23 protein-coding genes are annotated in these 18,247 nt (G+C 69.1%); 3 read left to right on the plus strand and 20 right to left on the minus strand.

From position 1 onward, the window contains the following. Window positions 1–8 precede the first annotated feature (8 nt). The 3 genes from QFX32_05745 to QFX32_05755 all read left to right on the plus strand — a co-directional run bounded on the left by QFX32_05745 (window position 9) and on the right by QFX32_05755 (window position 2,057). Window positions 9–1,466 (plus strand): serine/threonine-protein kinase, encoded by a 1,458-nt coding sequence (locus QFX32_05745; protein MDI9633543.1) that lies wholly within the window; start codon window positions 9–11, stop codon window positions 1,464–1,466. A gap of 247 nt (window positions 1,467–1,713) precedes the next feature. Continuing rightward, window positions 1,714–1,851 carry a hypothetical protein gene (locus tag QFX32_05750; protein ID MDI9633544.1) on the plus strand — a complete coding sequence of 46 codons (138 nt, stop codon included), beginning with the start codon at window positions 1,714–1,716 and terminating at the stop codon, window positions 1,849–1,851. Between the two features lie 50 nt (window positions 1,852–1,901). Beyond that, a complete protein-coding gene (locus tag QFX32_05755) occupies window positions 1,902–2,057 on the plus strand; it encodes a hypothetical protein (GenBank protein MDI9633545.1) in 156 nt (51 codons plus the stop codon). Between the two features lie 49 nt (window positions 2,058–2,106). Here QFX32_05755 and QFX32_05760 read toward each other — a convergent pair whose 3' ends face one another. From QFX32_05760 to QFX32_05855, 20 genes are all read right to left on the minus strand, one after another. Then, complete coding sequence (locus tag QFX32_05760) at window positions 2,107–5,625, minus strand: PAS domain S-box protein (protein MDI9633546.1); 3,519 nt, start codon at window positions 5,623–5,625, stop codon at window positions 2,107–2,109. 82 nt (window positions 5,626–5,707) lie between these two features. Next, complete coding sequence (locus QFX32_05765) at window positions 5,708–6,487, minus strand: formylmethanofuran dehydrogenase subunit C (GenBank protein MDI9633547.1); 780 nt, start codon at window positions 6,485–6,487, stop codon at window positions 5,708–5,710. Next, complete coding sequence (locus QFX32_05770) at window positions 6,484–8,187, minus strand: formylmethanofuran dehydrogenase subunit A (protein MDI9633548.1); 1,704 nt, start codon at window positions 8,185–8,187, stop codon at window positions 6,484–6,486. The genes QFX32_05765 and QFX32_05770 overlap by 4 nt, the downstream gene beginning before the upstream one ends. After that, window positions 8,184–9,479 carry a formylmethanofuran dehydrogenase subunit B gene (locus QFX32_05775; protein MDI9633549.1) on the minus strand — a complete coding sequence of 432 codons (1,296 nt, stop codon included), beginning with the start codon at window positions 9,477–9,479 and terminating at the stop codon, window positions 8,184–8,186. Before QFX32_05775 ends, QFX32_05770 begins: the two co-directional genes overlap by 4 nt. Continuing rightward, entirely contained in the window at window positions 9,460–9,849 is a 390-nt protein-coding gene (locus tag QFX32_05780; protein ID MDI9633550.1) for a molybdopterin dinucleotide binding domain-containing protein, read from the minus strand. Before QFX32_05780 ends, QFX32_05775 begins: the two co-directional genes overlap by 20 nt. Beyond that, window positions 9,846–10,457: a 4Fe-4S binding protein gene (locus tag QFX32_05785; GenBank protein ID MDI9633551.1), complete on the minus strand. Its 612-nt coding sequence runs from the start codon at window positions 10,455–10,457 to the stop codon at window positions 9,846–9,848. The genes QFX32_05780 and QFX32_05785 overlap by 4 nt, the downstream gene beginning before the upstream one ends. 3 nt (window positions 10,458–10,460) lie before the next feature. After that, window positions 10,461–11,546: a nickel-dependent hydrogenase large subunit gene (locus tag QFX32_05790; GenBank protein ID MDI9633552.1), complete on the minus strand. Its 1,086-nt coding sequence runs from the start codon at window positions 11,544–11,546 to the stop codon at window positions 10,461–10,463. Beyond that, window positions 11,543–11,998, minus strand: a complete 456-nt coding sequence (locus QFX32_05795; GenBank protein MDI9633553.1) for a hypothetical protein — start codon at window positions 11,996–11,998, stop codon at window positions 11,543–11,545. Before QFX32_05795 ends, QFX32_05790 begins: the two co-directional genes overlap by 4 nt. Further along, complete coding sequence (locus QFX32_05800) at window positions 11,995–12,384, minus strand: DUF1959 domain-containing protein (GenBank protein ID MDI9633554.1); 390 nt, start codon at window positions 12,382–12,384, stop codon at window positions 11,995–11,997. Before QFX32_05800 ends, QFX32_05795 begins: the two co-directional genes overlap by 4 nt. Then, window positions 12,381–12,623 carry a hypothetical protein gene (locus QFX32_05805; GenBank protein MDI9633555.1) on the minus strand — a complete coding sequence of 81 codons (243 nt, stop codon included), beginning with the start codon at window positions 12,621–12,623 and terminating at the stop codon, window positions 12,381–12,383. The genes QFX32_05800 and QFX32_05805 overlap by 4 nt, the downstream gene beginning before the upstream one ends. Further along, on the minus strand, window positions 12,620–13,462 hold the full coding sequence (locus QFX32_05810; protein MDI9633556.1) for an NADH-quinone oxidoreductase subunit H: 843 nt from the start codon (window positions 13,460–13,462) through the stop codon (window positions 12,620–12,622). Before QFX32_05810 ends, QFX32_05805 begins: the two co-directional genes overlap by 4 nt. Before the next feature lie 2 nt (window positions 13,463–13,464). Further along, window positions 13,465–13,680 carry a hypothetical protein gene (locus QFX32_05815; GenBank protein ID MDI9633557.1) on the minus strand — a complete coding sequence of 72 codons (216 nt, stop codon included), beginning with the start codon at window positions 13,678–13,680 and terminating at the stop codon, window positions 13,465–13,467. After that, complete coding sequence (locus QFX32_05820) at window positions 13,677–14,333, minus strand: hypothetical protein (GenBank protein MDI9633558.1); 657 nt, start codon at window positions 14,331–14,333, stop codon at window positions 13,677–13,679. The genes QFX32_05815 and QFX32_05820 overlap by 4 nt, the downstream gene beginning before the upstream one ends. Continuing rightward, window positions 14,330–14,935 (minus strand): DUF2105 family protein, encoded by a 606-nt coding sequence (locus QFX32_05825; GenBank protein MDI9633559.1) that lies wholly within the window; start codon window positions 14,933–14,935, stop codon window positions 14,330–14,332. Before QFX32_05825 ends, QFX32_05820 begins: the two co-directional genes overlap by 4 nt. A 4-nt stretch (window positions 14,936–14,939) precedes the next feature. Next, on the minus strand, window positions 14,940–15,389 hold the full coding sequence (locus tag QFX32_05830) for a DUF2106 family protein (protein ID MDI9633560.1): 450 nt from the start codon (window positions 15,387–15,389) through the stop codon (window positions 14,940–14,942). Beyond that, window positions 15,386–15,625 carry a DUF2107 family protein gene (locus QFX32_05835; GenBank protein ID MDI9633561.1) on the minus strand — a complete coding sequence of 80 codons (240 nt, stop codon included), beginning with the start codon at window positions 15,623–15,625 and terminating at the stop codon, window positions 15,386–15,388. Before QFX32_05835 ends, QFX32_05830 begins: the two co-directional genes overlap by 4 nt. Next, window positions 15,622–15,852, minus strand: a complete 231-nt coding sequence (locus tag QFX32_05840) for a DUF2108 domain-containing protein (GenBank protein ID MDI9633562.1) — start codon at window positions 15,850–15,852, stop codon at window positions 15,622–15,624. The genes QFX32_05835 and QFX32_05840 overlap by 4 nt, the downstream gene beginning before the upstream one ends. Then, window positions 15,849–16,121, minus strand: coding sequence for a DUF2109 domain-containing protein (locus QFX32_05845; GenBank protein ID MDI9633563.1), 273 nt, complete (start codon window positions 16,119–16,121; stop codon window positions 15,849–15,851). Before QFX32_05845 ends, QFX32_05840 begins: the two co-directional genes overlap by 4 nt. Further along, window positions 16,100–16,597, minus strand: a complete 498-nt coding sequence (locus QFX32_05850; protein ID MDI9633564.1) for a hypothetical protein — start codon at window positions 16,595–16,597, stop codon at window positions 16,100–16,102. Before QFX32_05850 ends, QFX32_05845 begins: the two co-directional genes overlap by 22 nt. 100 nt (window positions 16,598–16,697) lie before the next feature. Next, window positions 16,698–18,170, minus strand: a complete 1,473-nt coding sequence (locus QFX32_05855; GenBank protein ID MDI9633565.1) for a TrkH family potassium uptake protein — start codon at window positions 18,168–18,170, stop codon at window positions 16,698–16,700. Window positions 18,171–18,247 lie beyond the last annotated feature (77 nt).

The raw sequence follows: 18,247 nt of genomic DNA on the forward strand, positions 1-18,247 counted from the left end.
GATCACCCATGGGCAGGGAATGGTCCCGGGCGATAGCCCTCCTCCTCGCGGCGGCGTGCATCGCCCTCCCCGCCTGCGGGGCGCACGGGGACGCGCAGCCACCGCCGTGGAACGCGACGTCCCGACAGGTCCAGGGTGGTCTCCCGCGGGAGTTCCGCCCGTCAGTGACGTTCCCCCCTCTGACCACCCCCGCGACGTTCCCCTCGCTCACCCCGTTCCCCACGGTGACCGTTCCCTCGAAGGGGGCGATCCCCACGTGGCCCCCCGCCGCCCCGCAGGGGCCCGCGGCGCGGACAACCCCCGTTCCCGCACCCGCGCGGCCTTCCGCGACGACACCCACCCCCGCGGCGACTCCCCCTGCCACGACCCCCGCGACGCCGTCGCCGTCGGGGACTCCGGCGCCCGCCCCCGCCCCCGCCCCCGACGGGGGAGGAGGGGGACTTCCCGGCGTAGGGGACGGGCTCGCGGTCCACCTCGCCGCCCTCCTCGCCCTCTCGGCTGCAGGCGCCCTCCTCGCCGCGGCGGCCCGCGGGGAGGGCCGGGTGCAGGGGAGAGATCAGGGCGGACCGTCTCCCGAGACCACGCTCTTTGAGGACGGGCCTCCCGGCGGCGGGGGGCCCCCGTTCCCTGCCGCCCTCGCATCCCGGTACGAGGGCGCGCGTTTCCTCCACGAGGGCGGGATCGCCCGCGTCTACGCCGCGCGCAGGAGGTCGGACGGCGCGCCCGTCGCGGTCAAGGTCCCGCTCCGCGGCGATGAGCAGACGGGGAAGTCGTTCCTCCGGGAGATAAGGGCGTGGGAAGCGCTCTCCCACCCCGGGATCGTGAGGGTCTACGGCGCAAACATCCTCCCCGTCCCCTACGTCGAGATGGAGTTCCTCCCCCGCAGCCTCGCGGACATCCCTGTCCCGGTCGACCCCGCGGAGTCCCTCCGGATCGTCGGGAAGGTCGCGGAAGCGCTCGGCTACGCCCACGACCGCGGCGTGCTCCACCGCGACCTCAAGCCCGCAAACATCCTCCTCTCCGCCGGCGGGGAGCCCAAGATCGCGGACTGGGGCCTCTCGCGGGACGAGAAGGCACCCCCGCAGTCGACCATCCACGGGTTCTCGCTCGCCTTCTCCGCCCCCGAGCAGCTCGATCCCGGCAGGTTCGGCGCCGCGTCCCGGGAGACGGACATCTACCAGCTCGGGATCGTCTGGTACTGGCTCGTCACCGGGAAGCTCCCCTTCCCCTCGGGGGACGTCGGGGAGGCACTCCGGTCCCGCCTTGAGGGGAGGGTTCTCCCGCCCTCCGCGCACGTCCCGGCGGCAGCACCCCTCGACCGCGCCATCCTCCGCTGCCTTGCGCCCGGAAGGGAAGACCGGTACAGGGACGCCCGCGACCTCCTCGCGGAGATCCGCGAGATCGGGCGACGCGTGCGGGCCGGGGAGGCGGCCGGGGACGCGGGCACGCCAGGGCAGGGCGATTGAACCGCGGCCATCCACCGAATTTAAGTGCGCCCCCCGTCCAGAATTGGGATCGGGGTGGAAGAAGATGAGAGACACACCGTTGCGCGTGCTCGCGATCCTCGCGTTCGCTGCAGTCCCCCTCGTCCAGCTCCTCTTCCCGTGACGGGGGGAAAAGGGTCCTCCTCCCTCATGTCCACGCCCGGCGGTTCCACCCGGCACACCCACCTCTTTTATCCCGCCGGGCGGCACCAGTGGGTACCCGGGAAGCATGGAGACGTCACGCACCGCCCGGCTCCTCGCGAGGTACAGGGAGAACCCGCGGCTCGCGCGCGGGATGGTGCTGGCCCGCAGGGCATTCCGGGAGGCCATCGCGGCGAACAGGTGGCCGCAGCGGGGGACAGGATAACCTTATCACGTGGCCTCCCCATTCAGGTAGCTGAGGTGAGTCTCGGAACCATGTGCACCGTCGGAGGCCCGGTTGACCTCGAGGTCCCCCCCGAGAGGGTGAAGGGGAACAACTACAGGTGCAGGGAGTGCGGGGAGAAGTTCAGGGGCGTTGGGAAGCACCCTGTCTGCCCCTCCTGCCAGTCGGAAGACGTCGAGGAAGCCTGAAAAAACCTGTTTTCCCGCGAAAATTCCGGGGGGTCGGGAGACCCCCCCCTCAATCCGCGCGATTCTCCCCGCCGAGCCGGAAGGAGCCGGGCGGTACCGCGATCTCCACGCGACAGCCCCCGCCTTCCGTCCGCGTCTCGTAGACCCTGAACCCCTCCGCCGAGAGGATCTCGGCCGCGAGGGAGAGGCCGGGATCGCTCCCCTCCCCGCCGGCCGCGCCGGGGGAGCCCGCGCCGTCGTCCTCGCAGGTGAGGACGATCCCGTCCCCCTCCTCCCTGTACGAGAACGAGATCCGGGTGACGCCCTCCTTTCCGAGCGCGTGGCCGATCAGCGCCGAGATGCCCCTCTCGACGAGCGGGTCGGCGCGGACCGAGAGTCCCCCGCAGTCGAGGTAGATCGCGACGTCCCGGAGGTCGTGCACCGCGGCGGCCTTCCGCACGAGCGACCCGACGTCGTGCCACGCGGGCGGACCGCCCGCCCCGCGCGCGTACTCGCGCAAATAGCCGAGGACGGCCGCGAGTGCCCCCGCGTACTTCTCCTGCTTCTTCACGTACGTGCGGAGGAGCGGGTCGTCCGTCTCCCTCTCCATGCGCCCGAGGTACGCGCGGAGCGCGGAGAGGATCCGGCCGCCGTCCTGGGCCGCCGCGCGGGAGAGGAGGGAGAGCCTCTCGGCGCGGGCCGCGAGCGCCTCGCGGGCGCGGTGGAGATCGGTCACGTCGACGGCGATGACCGCGGCCCGCGCGACCGCCCCGCCGTCCTTGACCGGGCACACCTCGAAGAGGAACCGGGTCTCCCCGCGCGGTGCCTCGAACCGCCGGGCGCGCCCCTCCGAGAGCGCCTCGCGGACGCGGGCCATCACTTCCCGCGCGAGATCCTCGCCGAGGATCTCTGAGAGGAGGGTTCCCCCTCCCCCGGCAGCCCCGCCGGAGAAGACCTCGTGGAACGCGTCGTTTGCCGCGGCGACCTGCCCGTCGGCCCCGACGAGGAACGCGGGCGACCGGAGGCCGTCGAAGAACTCCCGCAGCGCCCGCCCGCCCTCGAGGAGTGCCCTTTCCCTCTCCTTCTGGGCGGTGATGTCCATCGCCGAGAAGACGATCGGGGACCCGGGATCCGAGGGGTCGACGGGCGACGTGCTGATGAGGACAGTGATCTCCCTCCCGTCCCTGCGCACCCACGTCGCCTCGACCGTCTCGCCGGCTGTCTCCCACATCCGCCCGGCCATCTCCCTGCCGACCCGCTCGAACTCCCCGTCGGAAGCGTAGAGGAGGCGGCTCGACTTCCCGAGGAGCTCCTCGCGGGAGTACCCCGTGATCCTGCAGACGGCGTCGTTTGCGAAGAGGAACGTCCTCTCCTTCACGAGCCCTATCCCGATGGGGGCGACCCTGAAGATCCCCGCGAGGAGCTCCTCGCGCTCCCTGAGCTCCTCCTCTGCGACTTTCCGCGCGTGGATGTCGGTCGCGGTCCCCGTGCAGCCCGCAAACCGCCCGTCGCGCACGATCGGCCAGAGCGAGGAGCGGCACCACCGGATCGTCCCGTCGCGGTGCATGACCCTCCACTCGACCTCGACCGGCACCCTCACATCCCCGTCACGGAGTTCCTCGTACTTCCGCAGCGCACCCTCCGCATCGTCAGGCAGGAGGACCTCGGCGAATACCCGCCCCTCCAGTTCCGCGGGCGCGTAGCCGAGGATCCGGGTGACGGCGGGGCTCACGTACGTGATCCTCCCGTCCGCGTCGAGCGAGAAGACGACGTCGCTGATCGTCCCGAGGATCTCCCGGAGCCTCTCCTCGCTCTTTCGAAGGGCCTCCTCCGCCTGCCTGCGGGAGGTGATGTCGACCAGCTGGAGGAGGACTGCAGGCGCGCTCCCCGGGCCGCCCCCGAGGGGCTCGACCGCGGCCGAGGCGCACCACGGGGAGCCGTCCTTCCTCCTCCCGCGGAACTCGAGGTCCCGCATCCCCGCCCCTGTCCCCGCGCACCGGGCGATCGCCTCCCGCACCCGCGGGAGGTCCCCCGCATCGACGATCCCGGGGAGGCCGAGGTCCCGGATCTCCTCCGGGGTGTACCCGGTGACGGGGAGGGCGCGGGGGCTCGCGTAGGTGACAGACCCCTCCCCGTCGAGGACGAGGAGGAGGCTTGGCGCTGTCTCGACGACTTTCCGGAACTTCTCCTCGCTCTCGCGCAGCGCCCGCTCCTCTTGCTCGAGCCTGTGGCAGTACCCGGCGAGCGAGTCCTGCGCGACCCGGAGTTCCTCGAGCGTCGCAGACATGCGCTCGTTCGCGGCGAGGAGTTCCCTCTCCGTCTCCTTGAGAGCGGAGACGTCGGTTGCGAGCACCACGAAGTAGTCGACGCTCCCGTCCGCCTTCCTGACGGGCATCGCCGAGACCTCGACCTCGGCGATCGTCCCGTCCTTCCTGCGGAGCCTCTTTCCGAGCGCGAGCAGCTGCCTCTCGCCGGAGACGACGCGGGCGATCTCGGCCGCCTCGCGCGGCCAGTCCCCGGGGGGCGTGAGATCCTCCCACGAGAGGGAGGAGAGCTCCTCCGGCGTGTACCCGGAAAGCTCGCAGAACTTCCTGTTCACCTGCGTCCACCGCAATTCGGGCGAGGCGACCGCGATCCCTGCGAGGGGGAGCTCGAAGTACGAGCGGAACCTCCTCTCGCTCGCGGCGAGCGCCTCCTCCGACCTCTTCCGCGTGAGGATCTGCCAGAGGCTCGCCATGAGGAGCGTCACCTGCTGGGCATCCGCGTCGGTGTAATCCCACTGCTTGTTCGCGACCCCCGCGACCATCACGACTCGCGGGCCGTCGAGCACGGGGATCCCCATGAACCGGGTGAGGGGCGGGTGGCCGGGCGGTGTCTCCCTCTTGCCCGCGACCTCTCCCGCGTAGTCGTTCACGATGACGGGTCTCTTCTGCCTCACAGGGTCCCCCCACAGACCGGTCGTCTCGAGGGGGTACTCGGTCACCCTCCCCTCGACCCTGCAGACCTCGAGCGCGGACTTCGACCACGCGTGCATCGTGAGGAGGGATCCGTCCCCGCTCACGAACGCGAGGAACCCAAGACTGCTCCCCGTGAGGGCGATCGCCTTCTCGAGGGCGTAGGTGCAGAGGGCGTCCTCGCTCTTCTCCGTCATCTGGGAGAGGTCGATGACCGCCTGGAGACGGACCTGGTTTGCGCGGAGTTCCTCTTCCGCCCTCCTCCTCTGGACGGCCTGCGTGATCATGTTCCGGAGTTCCGCGAACTGCGACTTGGGGTCGCCGCCCTTCTGGAGGTAGAACGAGGCGCCGAGGTTCAGCGCCTCTATCGCGACGTGCTCCCTCCCCCGGCCGGTGAAGACGATGAACGGGATCTCGTACCCCCTCGCCTTCACCTCTTTCAAAAGTTCGATCCCGTTCATCCCAGGCATCTCGTAGTCCGAGACGATGATGTCGAAGTGGCCCTTTTTGAGCTTCTCTAGCGCGTCCCTCCCCGACTCGGAGAGCGTGACCTTCATTTTCCCGTCTCGCTCGAGGAAGATCTGGGTCACGTCCAGGAGGGCGGGCTCGTCGTCAACGAGGAGTACGGAAATCACGGGTGTTCCTCCGGCACGCGCGGGGATAAGTGTATGATAAAGTACCCGCCCGGTCTTAAAAAGGGCACGGGACCGCGGCCCGTCACGGCCGGATCTCTCCCTCCCTCACCATGAGGGTGCCCTTGCCCCTGTTCGCGATGTCCCCGCGGTACACGGCCATCCGGTACCTCTTCCCGCCGAACTCCACCTCGGCCGTCCCCTCGCGGACGAACGAGGGGAGGATCTCGCGCGCCTCCCCGAAGACCATGCAGGTCCCGCCCGTCATGTTCCCGCAGGGCCGGGTGCAGGACCCCCCGATGACGAGTGTCCCGCCCCGCATCTCGACGCCCGGCAGGTCGCCGCAGTCCCCGTGGACGATCACCTCGCCGCCCGAGAGGTACTCGGCGACGAAGTCGCCGGCGCTGCCCATCACCTCTATCCTCCCGCCGCGCACCCCGCGCTTCTCCCCGCGGTACCCCGCGCCGCAGTAGTCGCCGGCGTTCCCCTCGCAGAGGATCTGCCCGCCCCGCATCTCGCGGCCGAGCCACGCGTCGGCGTTGCCCCGGATCAGGATCTCGCCGGCACTCATGAAGTTCCCGCAGTGCATCCCGATGTCCCCCTCGACGACGATCCTCCCCGCGTTCATGTACTCGCCCACGCGCTTGATCCGCCCCGTGTCCCCGGAGAGGACGATCTCGACCTGGTCCGGCGAGACCGCCGGCCCCTCGACCGTGACGAAGAAGAGCTCTTCGAGGAGCCGCTCGCGGTTCCCCTCGTGCACGCGGATGTCGTTTCCCCGCAGGAAGTTCATCGGGACGATCGTCTCTGCCTCGACCGGGACGAGGGGGTTCTCCCGGGGCCTCGTCTTGAGCGTCACCTTCACAGCGCCGCCTCCGTCTCGATGCAGATCCCCCGCGGCACGTACTCGTCCTGCACGGGGTAGTTCCCGAACCTGACCGTGTAGTACTGCTCGAACTTCTCCCGGAATCCGGGGTCGGACGCAACGTCATACTCGGGCGGGACCCGTGCCCGCGTCCAGATGGTGCTGTTCGCCCCCTCGACGACGACGTCCCCGTCCCTCGCGACGACTCGTCCCCTCTTGATCGTGTAGAGCGTCCGGGAGAAGCCCGCGACCACCTGTTGGTAGTCGGCGGAGGGGTCGACCTCGTCGGGCCGGAGCGGGTAGATCGCGACGTCGGCCTGCGCGCCGGGGGCGAGGTACCCCTTCCCGACCCGGGTGATCCCGAGGGCCTTCGCCTGCCCGGCCCGGGTCATCACCGCGATGTCGTACCAGTCCAGTTCCCTCTCGATCGCGAAGAGCGGGACGTAGTGCTCTGTCCTCGGCTCGATCTCCCTCCGCTCTGCCTCGCGCATCCGCCTGCTCATGAGCAGCCCGATCACCTCGGGGTATTTCACGAACGGGGCGCCGTTCGGGTTGTCGGTCGAGAGGAGGCACTGCCAGGGGCTTTTGGCGAGGAGCGCGAGCTCTAGGCCGATCGCCCACATCACGCAGTTGACGAGGCTCTTCCTCCTGTAGGTGACCGGGATGATCCCTGACCCCGTCTCGAGCTCGACGTCGTGGTTGCTCCACTTGTTGTGGTGGAGGAGGTAGAGCCGGAACTCCATCGGGCCGTCGGCGGTCATCGTCGTCGTCCGCCCGAACATCACCTGCCCCATGTCGATGACGACCTGCGGCTTCCCGTTGAGCGACCGCGCGATCTCCTCGGACTTCGAGCAGATGTCCCGCCACGTCGTCCCGCCGTACGAGTGGAACTGGACGTGCGTGAGGTAGAGCGTCTGGCGGTCGCCCCGCGCCGGCGGGGCGAGCTCCATCGTCTCGAGCGTCGTCCTGTAGTTGCCGGGTATCCCGAGGTTGTTGCAGTGGAGGTGGACGGAGTGGGGGAGCCCGAGGAGCTCGTTCGCCTCGATCAGCGTCCGGATGATCTCTGCCGGCGTCACCCCGAAGTGCGGGACAGGCTCGTGGATGCCCGCGAGGTCCTTGCCCCAGCCCCACGCCTCGGTCCCGCCGGGGTTCGTGAGCTTGATCGCGAACCCCTTGACCGCGGCAAGGGTCCAGGCGACCACCGCCGCGGCCCTCTTCACGTCCTTCTCCCTGACGGCCTCCATGACCGACCAGTTCCCATCAAAGAGGGTGTTTGCGAGCATGTCCTGGTGGGGCGTCGCGGCGAACTCCTCGTGGGTGTGCCGCGCCTCGAGCGGGGCCATCGCGCCCTCGAGGACCGTCGTGTACCCCATCGCCGAGTACCTGTACGAGTTGCCGAACGTCGTGGGCACGCTGTAGCCGGACGTGACGTGCATCACGCCCCGGCGCGCCGTCCTGCCCGCCCGCATGTCCTCGGGACTCATGTACCGGCCGAAGTTCACCTTCGTCCCGCAGACGTGCGAGTGCGAGTCTATCCCGCCCGGGAGCGTGAGGCACTTCTTCGCGTCGATCACCACCGCGCCCGGCGGCGCCTCCTCGACGATCCGGCCGCCCGCGATCGCGATGTCCATCACCTCGCCCCTCACGCCGGAGAGGGGGTCGATCACGTACGCGTTCCGGATCAGCATCCCGGCCGTCATCCCCTCGCCTCCCGTACAAGGGCGTAGATCTTCCCGAGGACCTCGACGTCGTCGGGGACGTTGCGGGAGAGGACTTTCCTCGTCCGGAGCGGGACGCCGTCCATCCGGTACGCCGTCCCCTCGGCGTCGATCCCCGTGACCCCCACCGGGATCTGGATGCGCGAGAGGTGCGTCGTCGCGTTCACGTGGGGGTCGATCTGGACGGTGGGGATCCGGGCGAGGTGCGCGGCGCAGGCACGCGGGAAGTGCGCGCCCGGGTCGCTCGCGACGACGAGGCAGGCGTCGCACTCGCCCCTCCGGAGGATGTCGACTGCCGTCGTCTCGCCCGGGTTGTAGAACGCGATCCCCCGCGAGAAGTCGATCGCGAACGGGTAGCCCGTGATCCACGTGAAGACCTCGTTTGACCCGTACACGTTCCAGTGGCCCCGGAGCGGCGAGATCGTGAACTTCGTGTGGCGGTTCAGCTCCTCGACGAGCTCGATCGCGTTGCGGACGTTCTTGTACTTCCCGCGGGACATCGTGAGCCCGAGGCCGAAGAAGACCGCCCCGAACTTCGCGGAGAGGCAGGTCTGCGCGACCCTCTCGAGCTGCTCGCGGGGGACTCCCGCGACGGTGTCCGGGACGAACTCTCCCTTCCCCCGGACGATCATCCGGAGCGCGGTGAGGACCGCGTAGTCCCCGCCCGGCGCGACCCTCACGAACTCGTCGGCGACCTCGGAGGAGTCGGTCTCCCGGACGTCCACGACGATCACCTTCCTCTCGCGGAACGCGGACTTCACGAAGAACCCGTCGGCGTAGGTCGTGTACCTGCTCATGTGGCGGGGGTGGGCCTGGATGGGGTTTGCGCCCCAGTACACGATCACGTCGGCCCTGTTCTTCACCTGCCCGAGCGTGCAGCCCGGGTGGCCGACCTCCTGGATCGCCATGATGGAGGGGCCGTGGCAGACGGTGGAGGTGTTGTCGATGACCGCGCCGAGGAGCTCGGCGAGGTGGACGCCGATCGTCTGGGCCTCGACGACCGTCCCGCTCCACCCGTAGAGGAGGGGGCGCTTCGCGGAGAGGAGGATCTCGGCCGTCTCGCGGATCGCCTCGTCGTACGTGGTCTCCTCCCACTTCCCGCCGCGCCGCCGGATGGGGTGGGGGAGGCGGTGGTCGCCCGTGAACTTCTCGTTCGCGAGGGTGCACCCGTTCTCGACCGCGACGACCCTCTCCCCCTCGACCGTCACGGCGAGGTCGTCGCAGAGGCAGCCGCAGAACGGGCAGACGACGTCCTCAACCCTCGTAGGGCACACCCCCGCAGGCCCCCATCAGCTCCGCGACGGTCGGCGGTCTCTCCTCGGCCGGCTCGATCTCGACGGGGACGGTCTTATAGTCCGGCATCCCGGTCGCGTGCGTCCACGGGTCCACGATCGCGTTCGCGTGCGGCCCGAGGCAGGCGAAGACGATCCCCCTCGGGAGCAACGGGTCCCCCGCGACCCGCATCACCACCGATCCCCCGGGCCCAGTCACCCTGACGGGATCGCCATCCTCGACGAGGAGATCGAGCATGTCGACGGGGTTCATCCGGACCGTTGAGGCCTCCTCGGCGTACACTGGCGTGTTCTTCCGCTCGACGAAACTGCCCTGCCGGATGGTCCTCCCCGTCGTCATCAGGAACTTCATTGCCCCTCCCCCTGCACGTGGACCGCCGAAAGAAGCCTCGCGACCGAGATCGCGCCATTCGGGCAGTTGTCCTCACACGTCTTGCACCCCGTGCACTTCTCGGCGTGCAGGACCCTGCATTTCCCGTCGCTCACCTTGAGGAGGAGGTCTTCGGTCGACGCGTGGCCGCCGTGCGCCATCTGGGCGTCGACCAGCTTGTTGACCGGGCAGGAGACCGCGCAGTTCCCGCACCCCATGCACCGGGCAAGGTCGACGTCGATGCGGAAGGAGAAGGAGAGACCCGTGCGGGCGAGCGCGACGGACTCGAGGATCCGCCCGCTCGAGAGGACGCCGTTCGGGCAGGCCTCGACGCAGAGCCCGCACCGGATGCAGTGCCCCTCGTGGATCCGCGGCTCCCAGCCGGTGGGCGTCCGCACGACCTCGATTGCGCCCGGCGCCGGGCAGACCATCATGCAGTGGAGGTGGTGGGTGCAGGTCTTGCCCGAGAGGACGGGGAAGTTGCGGAAGTAGGGCGGGGCGACGAGCGGCGCGGTCTTCGCCGCGAGGAACTTCTTTACCCACTCGAGCCGGCAGAACTCCCTTGCGTACGCGACGATCGAGAGTGGCATTCCTCACCTCTCCGTGCAGGCGATGCAGGGGTCGGCCGAGACGAACGTGGACGTCACGTCCGCAAGCGACGTCACCCCTTTCAGCATGTAGTGGCAGCACGCCTCGATGTTCATGATCGAGGGGGTCTGGATGGAGATCTCGCGGATCCTGCCCGCCGCGTCGGTCTTCACGAAGTACGTGAGCTCCCCGCGGGGCGCCTCGCCGGAGTATGCGATCTCCCCCTCGCCCGGGATCCCCCCGCCCCGGATCGGGCCGGGCGAAAGCGCGTCGAGGCACTTTTCGATGAGCCCGATGGACTGGTCGATCTCCATGAACCGGACCATCACCCGCGCGAAGTTGTCGCCCTCGGTCCGCGTGACCGGGGAGAACCCGAGGGACCTGTACGTGGGGTGCTCCGTCCGCCTGTCGACGGGAATCCCGCTCGCCCGCGCCGTCGGGCCGACCGCGTGCGCCTCCCGCGCCGCCTCCCGCGTGAGGATCCCTACCCCCCTGCTCCGGAGGGCGATGAGCGGCCCGCCCTCGAACATCTCCCTGTACCGCCGGACCTCGGTCCCTATCCCGGCGAGTGCAGCCCGCAGCGCGGCAGCGTCCTCGGGCCGGAGGTCGAACCGGACGCCCCCCGGGACGATGTACGCGCACGTCACCCTCGCCCCCGTGATCCGCTCGAGCTGGTCCATCACTTTCTCGCGCACGTCGAGGAGGTACATCGCGAGCGTCTCGTGCTCGATCGTGTAGCAGTACGAGAAGTTCGCGAGGAGGTGGCTCTGGATCCTGTCGAGCTCGTTGACGACCACCCGGAGGAGCGCGGCCCGCGGCGGGACGGGGATCCCGCTGATCCCCTCGAGCGCCTCGATGAAGACCATGTTGTGGATGACCGAGCAGATCCCGCAGACGCGCTCGGCGAGGAACATCACCTCCTGCCACGGCCTCCCGCGCATGATCCTCTCGATCCCCTTCTTCATGTACCCTAGCTCGACCTCGGCGGAGAGGACCATCTCCCCCCTCGTCTCGCACTTCACCCGCGCCGGCTCTTTCCAGCAGGGGTGGACCGGGCCGACCGGGATCGAGACGTCGACGGTACGCTTCACTTCGCCTTCACCTCGTAGTCCTCGAATACCGTGGGCGCGACCGCGAGGATCGCGGAGATGATCTCGGTCGGCCGCGGCGGGCAGCCGGGCACCTGCGCCGCGATCGGGATGTGCTTTGCGACCGGGGGGTCGACGAGGGTGCGGGGGCGGGCGAAGAGGCACCCCGAGATCGGGCAGTTCCCGATCGCGATCGCGGCCTTCGGCGGGGGGATCTTCTCCCACAGCCCCCGCAGCTTCTCTTCCCAGCCGGGCGTGAACGCCCCGATGACGAGGAGGATGTCGGCCTCCCGCGGGTTGTTGTGGACGAAGATCCCGTACTGCTCGATGTCGTACCGCGGCGAGAGGCATGCGAGGACCTCGATGTCGCACCCGTTGCAGGACCCGACGTCCACGTACGCGACGTGGATCGACCGGGCGCGGACGAAGTTCTTGACCTTCTGGAGGATCGTCACCCGAGGACCGCCTCCCTGACGAGTGCCTTCCCCCGCGCGACCGCCTCCGCGGGGGGGACGCCCGACGCGGCGAGCGCCTTCGTCCCCTCCACGATCTCGGCCATCGCCCGCGGGGGGACGATCGGGACCGCCCGGGTGTAGAGGTGGGCGGAGAGCGCACCCTCGATCCCGCCGGCCTCGCGGTCGACCCTCTTCCCCTCCTCGTAGCGCGCCGGCAGGTTCTCGAGGAGGATCATGTCCAGCCGCTCCATGAGGATCCGCCGGAGCCGGAGGTGGGGGATCCCGAGGTCAGACGCGATCTCGCGGACGACCCGGTCGTGCCGCGCGCTCTCGAGGATGTGGTACTTCACCGCGGAGAGGTCCTTCTCGAAGAGTACTTCCTTCATGCGATCCCTCCCAGCCGCGCGAGGGTGTACCCGAGGAAGAGGAGGACGGCTGCCCAGAGCGCTGCCTTCTCCCACGCCCCGAGAATCACCCTGTCGCGGACGAAGTACATCGCGGTCGCCGCCGCGAGCGCCGTTCCCGCGAGCAGCCCCTCGACCCAGAGCGAGGGGCGGGCGGCGACCTGCAGCCCGATGATCACGAGATAGATCGCGCACGCCGCCCCTAAAATGACGCGTATCATGCCACCACCCCGAGCACCCAGACGTAGGCGAGGACGAGGCCCGCGACGATCGTCTGGACCGTCACGCTGTCGTACGGCGAGAGCATAGGGCTGAGCGCGCAGGCGAACGAGAGCGAGAGGAGGAGGAGGAGCATCCCCGCGAGCACCGCGAGGAATGGGAGCTCTCCGAGGAAGACGACGAGGAACGCGGCGAGGAGGACGTACGTCTTGAGCCCGTTGCAGACCTCGAGGCCCGCCCGCCACGCGCCGAAGTGCTCGGTCTTGTACCCGCTCACGAGCTCCTTTGACTCGACGATCGAGAACGGCCCGAAAGGCATCTTCGAGAGGAGGACGAGCCACATCGCGATTGCTGCCGGCGGCGCCGCGAGGAGGAGCGGCCCGTGGACCGCCTGGTACGCCACGATGTCCCGGAGCGAGAGGGAGCGCGTGAAGACCGCGATCCCCGCGACGCTCACGAAGAGCGGGATCTCGGACGCGGCCGAGATGACCGACCGGACACCCCCGAACTTCCCGTACGGCGAGCCCGACGAGAGCCCGAATCCGTGCTCCACGATCTTGTGGAGCATGTAGATCGCGAAGAGGACGAGGAGGCTCCCGCCCGAGAGGACGACCGCGAGCGCGGCCGTCCATATCCCGATCGCGACGAGGACGATCCCCACGAAGAGGGCGGCGCTCGCGGTCGCCGGCACCCACGTCGCCTTGAAGGAGAACTTGAGCGCGTGGAGGATCTCCTGCCAGACGGGGGGCCCGGGCCTCCGCTGGATCCGGGCGATCACCTTCCGGTGGATGCCGAGGAGGAGGAGGCCGAAGACCGTGGCAAAGATGGTCTCTGCGATCATGGCTAGTACCCCACGAACGGGATGTCGGGATCCCCCCTCGGCGCCATCCACGCGAGGAAGAGCGCGAGCACGAGGACGGGGAACGCCGCGACCCATGCCGCGACCTCTACGGGGTGCGGGAGGACACCCGCGAGGACGAGCGCGTGCGCGCACCCGCCCGCGAGCGCCGCGGAGACGGCGGCCACGCGGGCATAGTCCCTCACCTTCCCGGGCGTCACAGGAGGAACACCACCTCCGCGACGCGCAGGAAGATGAGGAGGGACGAGAGCGAGCACATGATGACGTACGGTGCCCCGGGCGCCCGGAACATCTCGGCCTTCGCCGCGTAGAACGGGGCCATCCCCTCGCCCATCACCCCGAGGACGAGGAGCGCCTTTGCGACCGGCGGGACGGCGGGTGCCCCCGGCTCGGCGAGCGCGAGCATGGAGAGCGTCCCGGTCGTCCCCGCGACGAGTGCCGCGGCGGCGAACATCGGGACCGTGCCCGCGAGCGCGACGAGCCCGTACTGGAACGCGGCGTCCTGCACGTGCCGCGTCCTCACCGCCGCGACGATCCCCACGTTCGCGATCCCGACGAGCGAGACGAAGAGCGTGTAGTCAAAGACGTCGCCCGTCACCATCGCGCCCATGCAGGCGAGGCCGCAGGCGACCGACATGAACCTCCGGAACCGGAGCTCGGGGAGCGTGATCGTCTTCGCGAGGAGTGCATCCGCCCCGAACGCGATCTCGAGCTGCCTCTCCGGCCTGCTCGCGAGGGCAAAGACCGTGAAGACGAGCGCGAACAGGAAGAGCGTGACCGTGAACGGCGTGAAGTACGCGACGATGTCGCCGAACTCGAGGAAGAAGAACGGGGCGCCCCCGGGCGTGTTCATCCCGGCTCCCCCCACATCGCCCCGACGAGCGAGATCTTTGTGATGACCTTGAGGAGGATCCCGACCGCGGCGCCCATGAGCGCGAGGTACCACAGGTCGGGCGCGAGCATGAAGACGAAGAACGATGCGACCCAGAGCGCCCACGATATCCCGCTCGCGAGCTCGAGCACGTGGAAATCGCCCGAGAACGCGTTGTTCATGAAGTAGAAGACGAGCCCGAGCGCCGCGATCCCCCCTCCCGTGAACCCCGAGAGGACGATCCCGTACACGACGAGGAACGCGGGGATGACGACGGTCGCCGCCGACTTCCGGACGACCTCGATCTCGAGCCCCCGGCAGGGGACCGCCGCGATCCCCTCCTTCGCGATGTAGAGCTGGGAGAGCGCGAGGAGCTCGGCGATCCCGACGACGAGGCCCGGGAGGATGAGCGCCTCGGCGAGGTCGGTCGCGAGGAGGGCGATCGCCGCGATGGACGCGACCTCGACGAGGTCGACGAGGAGGAGCTTGTGGAGGTCGTCGCGCTCCCTGCAGAGCGCGGAGAACCCGACGAACGCCGCGGCGAAGACGACGAGGAGCCCGAACGAGTACTCGTTCCACTCCATGGGGCTACTCCTCCCTCCTGTGGTAGAGGTACGCGGCGACCGCGAACGCGACGAAGAGGATCGTCGGCTCGACGACCGTGTCGAGGCCCCGCGTATTGTACAGGATCTCGTCCAGTATCCCGCCGGGGTGGCCGACGATCGTCGTGCCCATGTACATCGTGTGCTCCGCGAGGAAGAGGGAGAGGGGCGTGAGGTACGCGGTCACGTATCCCGCCGTGGGCGAGTTCTCCGGGTACTGGACGTGGACCTTTGCCTGCGTGAACGGCGGGCCGCCCCTGTCGTAGGGGTCGAGCGGGCTTTCCGGGACGGTCCTCTTCGGGTAGAGCGGGTCGCCATGCGGCGCGAGGGGGAGCGAGAGGAGGGCAATTATCGAGAGGACCGCGCACGCCCCCGCAAAGAGCGGGAGGATGTTTTCGTAGTCGGAGAGGACGCGCGAGATCCGCGGGATGATCACGGCCGCCCCTCCCTCTTCTGGATGACGCGGGCAAAGATGTAGACCGAGAGCGCCGAGACGCACCCGTACGTGAGGAGGGCGAGCGCCTCGTTGTACGCGAGCATCAGGAGGAGGACGCCGATCCCCGGGACCTCGAGCGCGATCAGCCGCGAGAGGTACGTCCTCGGGCGGGGGAACGCCGTCCCGAGCGTCCCGGCGAGGATCAGGAAGAGCCCGAGCGCGAACTCCGGGGTCACCCCTCACCCCCCGGGCAGGCCATCAGGATGAAGATGGTCGAGAGGGGGAAGACGAGCGAGACGGCGATCGCGACGTCGAGCAGCCCCCTCCCGACGACGAACGGGATCGCCCCCGCGACCACGAGCGAGAGCGCGATGATCTTCCTGTACGGGTCCTCCTCCCGCAGGACGAGGATGCAGCCGAGCACGACGAGGAACGAGAGCATGAGGGCGAGCGCGGGGTTCATTGCCTGCCGATCCCCCCCGCGTACGTGCTCGCGATGGCGTTCGACTCGAGCGTGGACCCGACGAAGTACGCGGCCGCGGCCACGATCGCGAGGGGGTGGGGGAGGAGGAGCGCGATCACCCCCGCGATCGCGAAGGAGAGGACGTTGAGGAACGGGAGCTTGCGGAGCGTGTCGGGCTCGAGGGCGACCCGGACCCCCGCGTAGACCGCGATCCCCCCGCACGCGAGGAGTGCGACCTCCCCCGGCGTCACCCGCTCCTCACCCTCCATATCCTGTCGAGCAGCCGGCTCGCGTGGACGTGGGAGATCCCCTGCACCGTGAGGATCGCGACCACCATCCCCGCGATGAACTCGGCCGGCGAGAAACCGAGGAACGAGAAACCGTGCACGATGAACGTCGCGGTGACCGCGCCCGTCGTGCCCGCGTAGCCGGGGTCGTGGCAGATCCTGTTCCCGACGAAGACGAGCAGGGCGGAAAGGAGTCCGCCCGGGATCCCCGCGATGTACACCCCGCAGGAGGCGAGGAGCGTCCCCGCCGAGGCGTCGGGGGAGGAGACGATGTTTCCCATCATCGTCCCGCCGGCAAGCGATCCCCCCTTCGCCTCGATGTGCCGGGCGATCGCGGTCGCCCCGACGACCCCCCCGCGTTCAGGGAGCTTAAAAATCATGTCTATCGTCACGAAGTTGAGCCAGCAGACGGCTGCGGCGGCGAGGATGTGCACTGTGGTCAGGAGAACGGGGTCCATCGGGCCGTCAACATACTGGTGATAGGGTGCCGGAGTCAATAATGTTTTGTTTTGCACATTCGGCGCGATTGGAGGGTTTCTTCCGCGCCGCCTCCCCCCCTCACCGGGCACCCACGCGGGGCTCAAACCCCCTGATCAGCCCGACCGCGAGGATGAGGACCGGGATGATCTCGAGCCTCCCGGTCCACATGAGGAAGGTGAAGACCCACTTGACCGGGTCGGGGCTCGCGGGCGTGAGGTACCCAAGGCCGAGCCCCACGTTGCTCATCGCCGAGATCTCCTCGAAGATGACCTCGTGCGTCCGGAACTCCGTGGGCGCGAGGTGGAGGCAGACGATGGTCGCGAGGAATATCGTGAGCACGTAGAGGACGACGATCAGCATGTTCTTCGAGAGCTCTACGTCCGTGATCCGCTTCGGGATCGCCCTCCCCTCGTGCCGGAACGGGACGACCACCCTCCCCCGCGCGAAGAACCGCCGGAACCACCACACGAGCCCCTCGTACGCGAGGATGATCCTGTTCGCCTTGATGCCCCCGGAGGTGCTCCCCGCCGCGCCCCCGATCATCATGAGGAGGCTTATCACGATGAGGGGCGATGCGACCCACCGGAGGTCCGAGTTCTGCAGCCCGCAGCACGTGAGCCCCGAGACCGTGCAGAAGAAACCCTGCCGGGCAGCCTCACCGAGCGTCATGCCCATGAAGAGGTGGAGGTCGAGGGTGACGACGAGGGAGCCGGCGAGCGCGAGGGCGAGGATGAGCCAGACGACGCGGTCCTGCAGGAACGGCTGGATCCTCCCCCTGTAGATGAAGAAGTAGAGCTTGAACGGGAGCGCCCCCGCGAGCATCACGGGGATGAGGAGGGCCTCGAGGAGCGGATTATGGTAATACAGGATGCCCGCGTCGTGGAGCGAGAACCCGCCGGTCGCGAGGGTGACCATCACGAGGTTGAGCGCGTCCCAGAGCGGGATCCCGGCGAGCATCACCATCCCGGTGAAGACGAGGGTGAGGAAGGCGTAGATCACCCACATCCGCCTCCCCGTCGAGACGACGCTCGGCATGAGGTCCTCGGGCCGCCCCTCGGCCCGGTAGAGCTGGTGCTGGGTGAGGCCCGAGCGCGAGAGCATCGCGATCCCGAACGCGATCACCCCTATCCCCCCGACCCACTGCATGAACGACCGCCAGAAGAGGAGGGTCTTAGGGACGCTCTCGAGCCCGTGGATCACCGAGAAGCCCGTCCCCGTCCAGCCGGACATCGCCTCGAAGATGCTGTCCGTCCAGCTCATCCCGAGGCCGAGGACGAACGGGAACGCCCCGATGACGGCAACGGCGAGCCACGTGAGCGCGACGGCGGCGAGGGCGACGGAGAGCTGGGGGACGTACTCCCTGCGCGGGATGTGCGAGATGAGGAGGCCGAGGAAGAAGAACGTGGCAGGGACGGTCGCCATCGGGAGGAGCATCCCCCACTCCGAGAAGAGGACGAGGACGAGGAGGGGGACGAGGGTGATCCCGCCGAGGAACTCGAAGATGATCCCCATGTCGTGGGCGATGATGGCGAGGGTCTCGAGCCTCTTCATGGCATATCCCCGGTAGGGCGGGCGACGTTATCTTCGTTCTCCCCCACGCGTTCCCGCGCTGCAGGCGGCAACGGGGG

The organism is Methanolinea sp., from assembly GCA_030055515.1.
Lineage (GTDB): Archaea > Halobacteriota > Methanomicrobia > Methanomicrobiales > Methanospirillaceae > Methanolinea_A.

Bases quoted from the DNA above. Each gene is read 5' to 3' on its own strand.
- QFX32_05745 (MDI9633543.1), top strand. From the start codon at position 9: ATGGGCAGGGAATGGTCCCGGGCGATAGCCCTCCTCCTCGCGGCGGCG.
- QFX32_05750 (MDI9633544.1), top strand. From the start codon at position 1,714: ATGGAGACGTCACGCACCGCCCGGCTCCTCGCGAGGTACAGGGAGAAC.
- QFX32_05755 (MDI9633545.1), top strand. From the start codon at position 1,902: ATGTGCACCGTCGGAGGCCCGGTTGACCTCGAGGTCCCCCCCGAGAGG.
- QFX32_05770 (MDI9633548.1), bottom strand. From the start codon at position 8,187: ATGACGGCCGGGATGCTGATCCGGAACGCGTACGTGATCGACCCCCTC.
- QFX32_05780 (MDI9633550.1), bottom strand. From the start codon at position 9,849: ATGAAGTTCCTGATGACGACGGGGAGGACCATCCGGCAGGGCAGTTTC.
- QFX32_05785 (MDI9633551.1), bottom strand. From the start codon at position 10,457: ATGCCACTCTCGATCGTCGCGTACGCAAGGGAGTTCTGCCGGCTCGAG.
- QFX32_05800 (MDI9633554.1), bottom strand. From the start codon at position 12,384: ATGAAGGAAGTACTCTTCGAGAAGGACCTCTCCGCGGTGAAGTACCAC.
- QFX32_05805 (MDI9633555.1), bottom strand. From the start codon at position 12,623: ATGATACGCGTCATTTTAGGGGCGGCGTGCGCGATCTATCTCGTGATC.
- QFX32_05810 (MDI9633556.1), bottom strand. From the start codon at position 13,462: ATGATCGCAGAGACCATCTTTGCCACGGTCTTCGGCCTCCTCCTCCTC.
- QFX32_05820 (MDI9633558.1), bottom strand. From the start codon at position 14,333: ATGAACACGCCCGGGGGCGCCCCGTTCTTCTTCCTCGAGTTCGGCGAC.
- QFX32_05825 (MDI9633559.1), bottom strand. From the start codon at position 14,935: ATGGAGTGGAACGAGTACTCGTTCGGGCTCCTCGTCGTCTTCGCCGCG.
- QFX32_05840 (MDI9633562.1), bottom strand. From the start codon at position 15,852: ATGAACCCCGCGCTCGCCCTCATGCTCTCGTTCCTCGTCGTGCTCGGC.
- QFX32_05845 (MDI9633563.1), bottom strand. From the start codon at position 16,121: ATGGAGGGTGAGGAGCGGGTGACGCCGGGGGAGGTCGCACTCCTCGCG.
- QFX32_05850 (MDI9633564.1), bottom strand. From the start codon at position 16,597: ATGGACCCCGTTCTCCTGACCACAGTGCACATCCTCGCCGCCGCAGCC.
- QFX32_05855 (MDI9633565.1), bottom strand. From the start codon at position 18,170: ATGAAGAGGCTCGAGACCCTCGCCATCATCGCCCACGACATGGGGATC.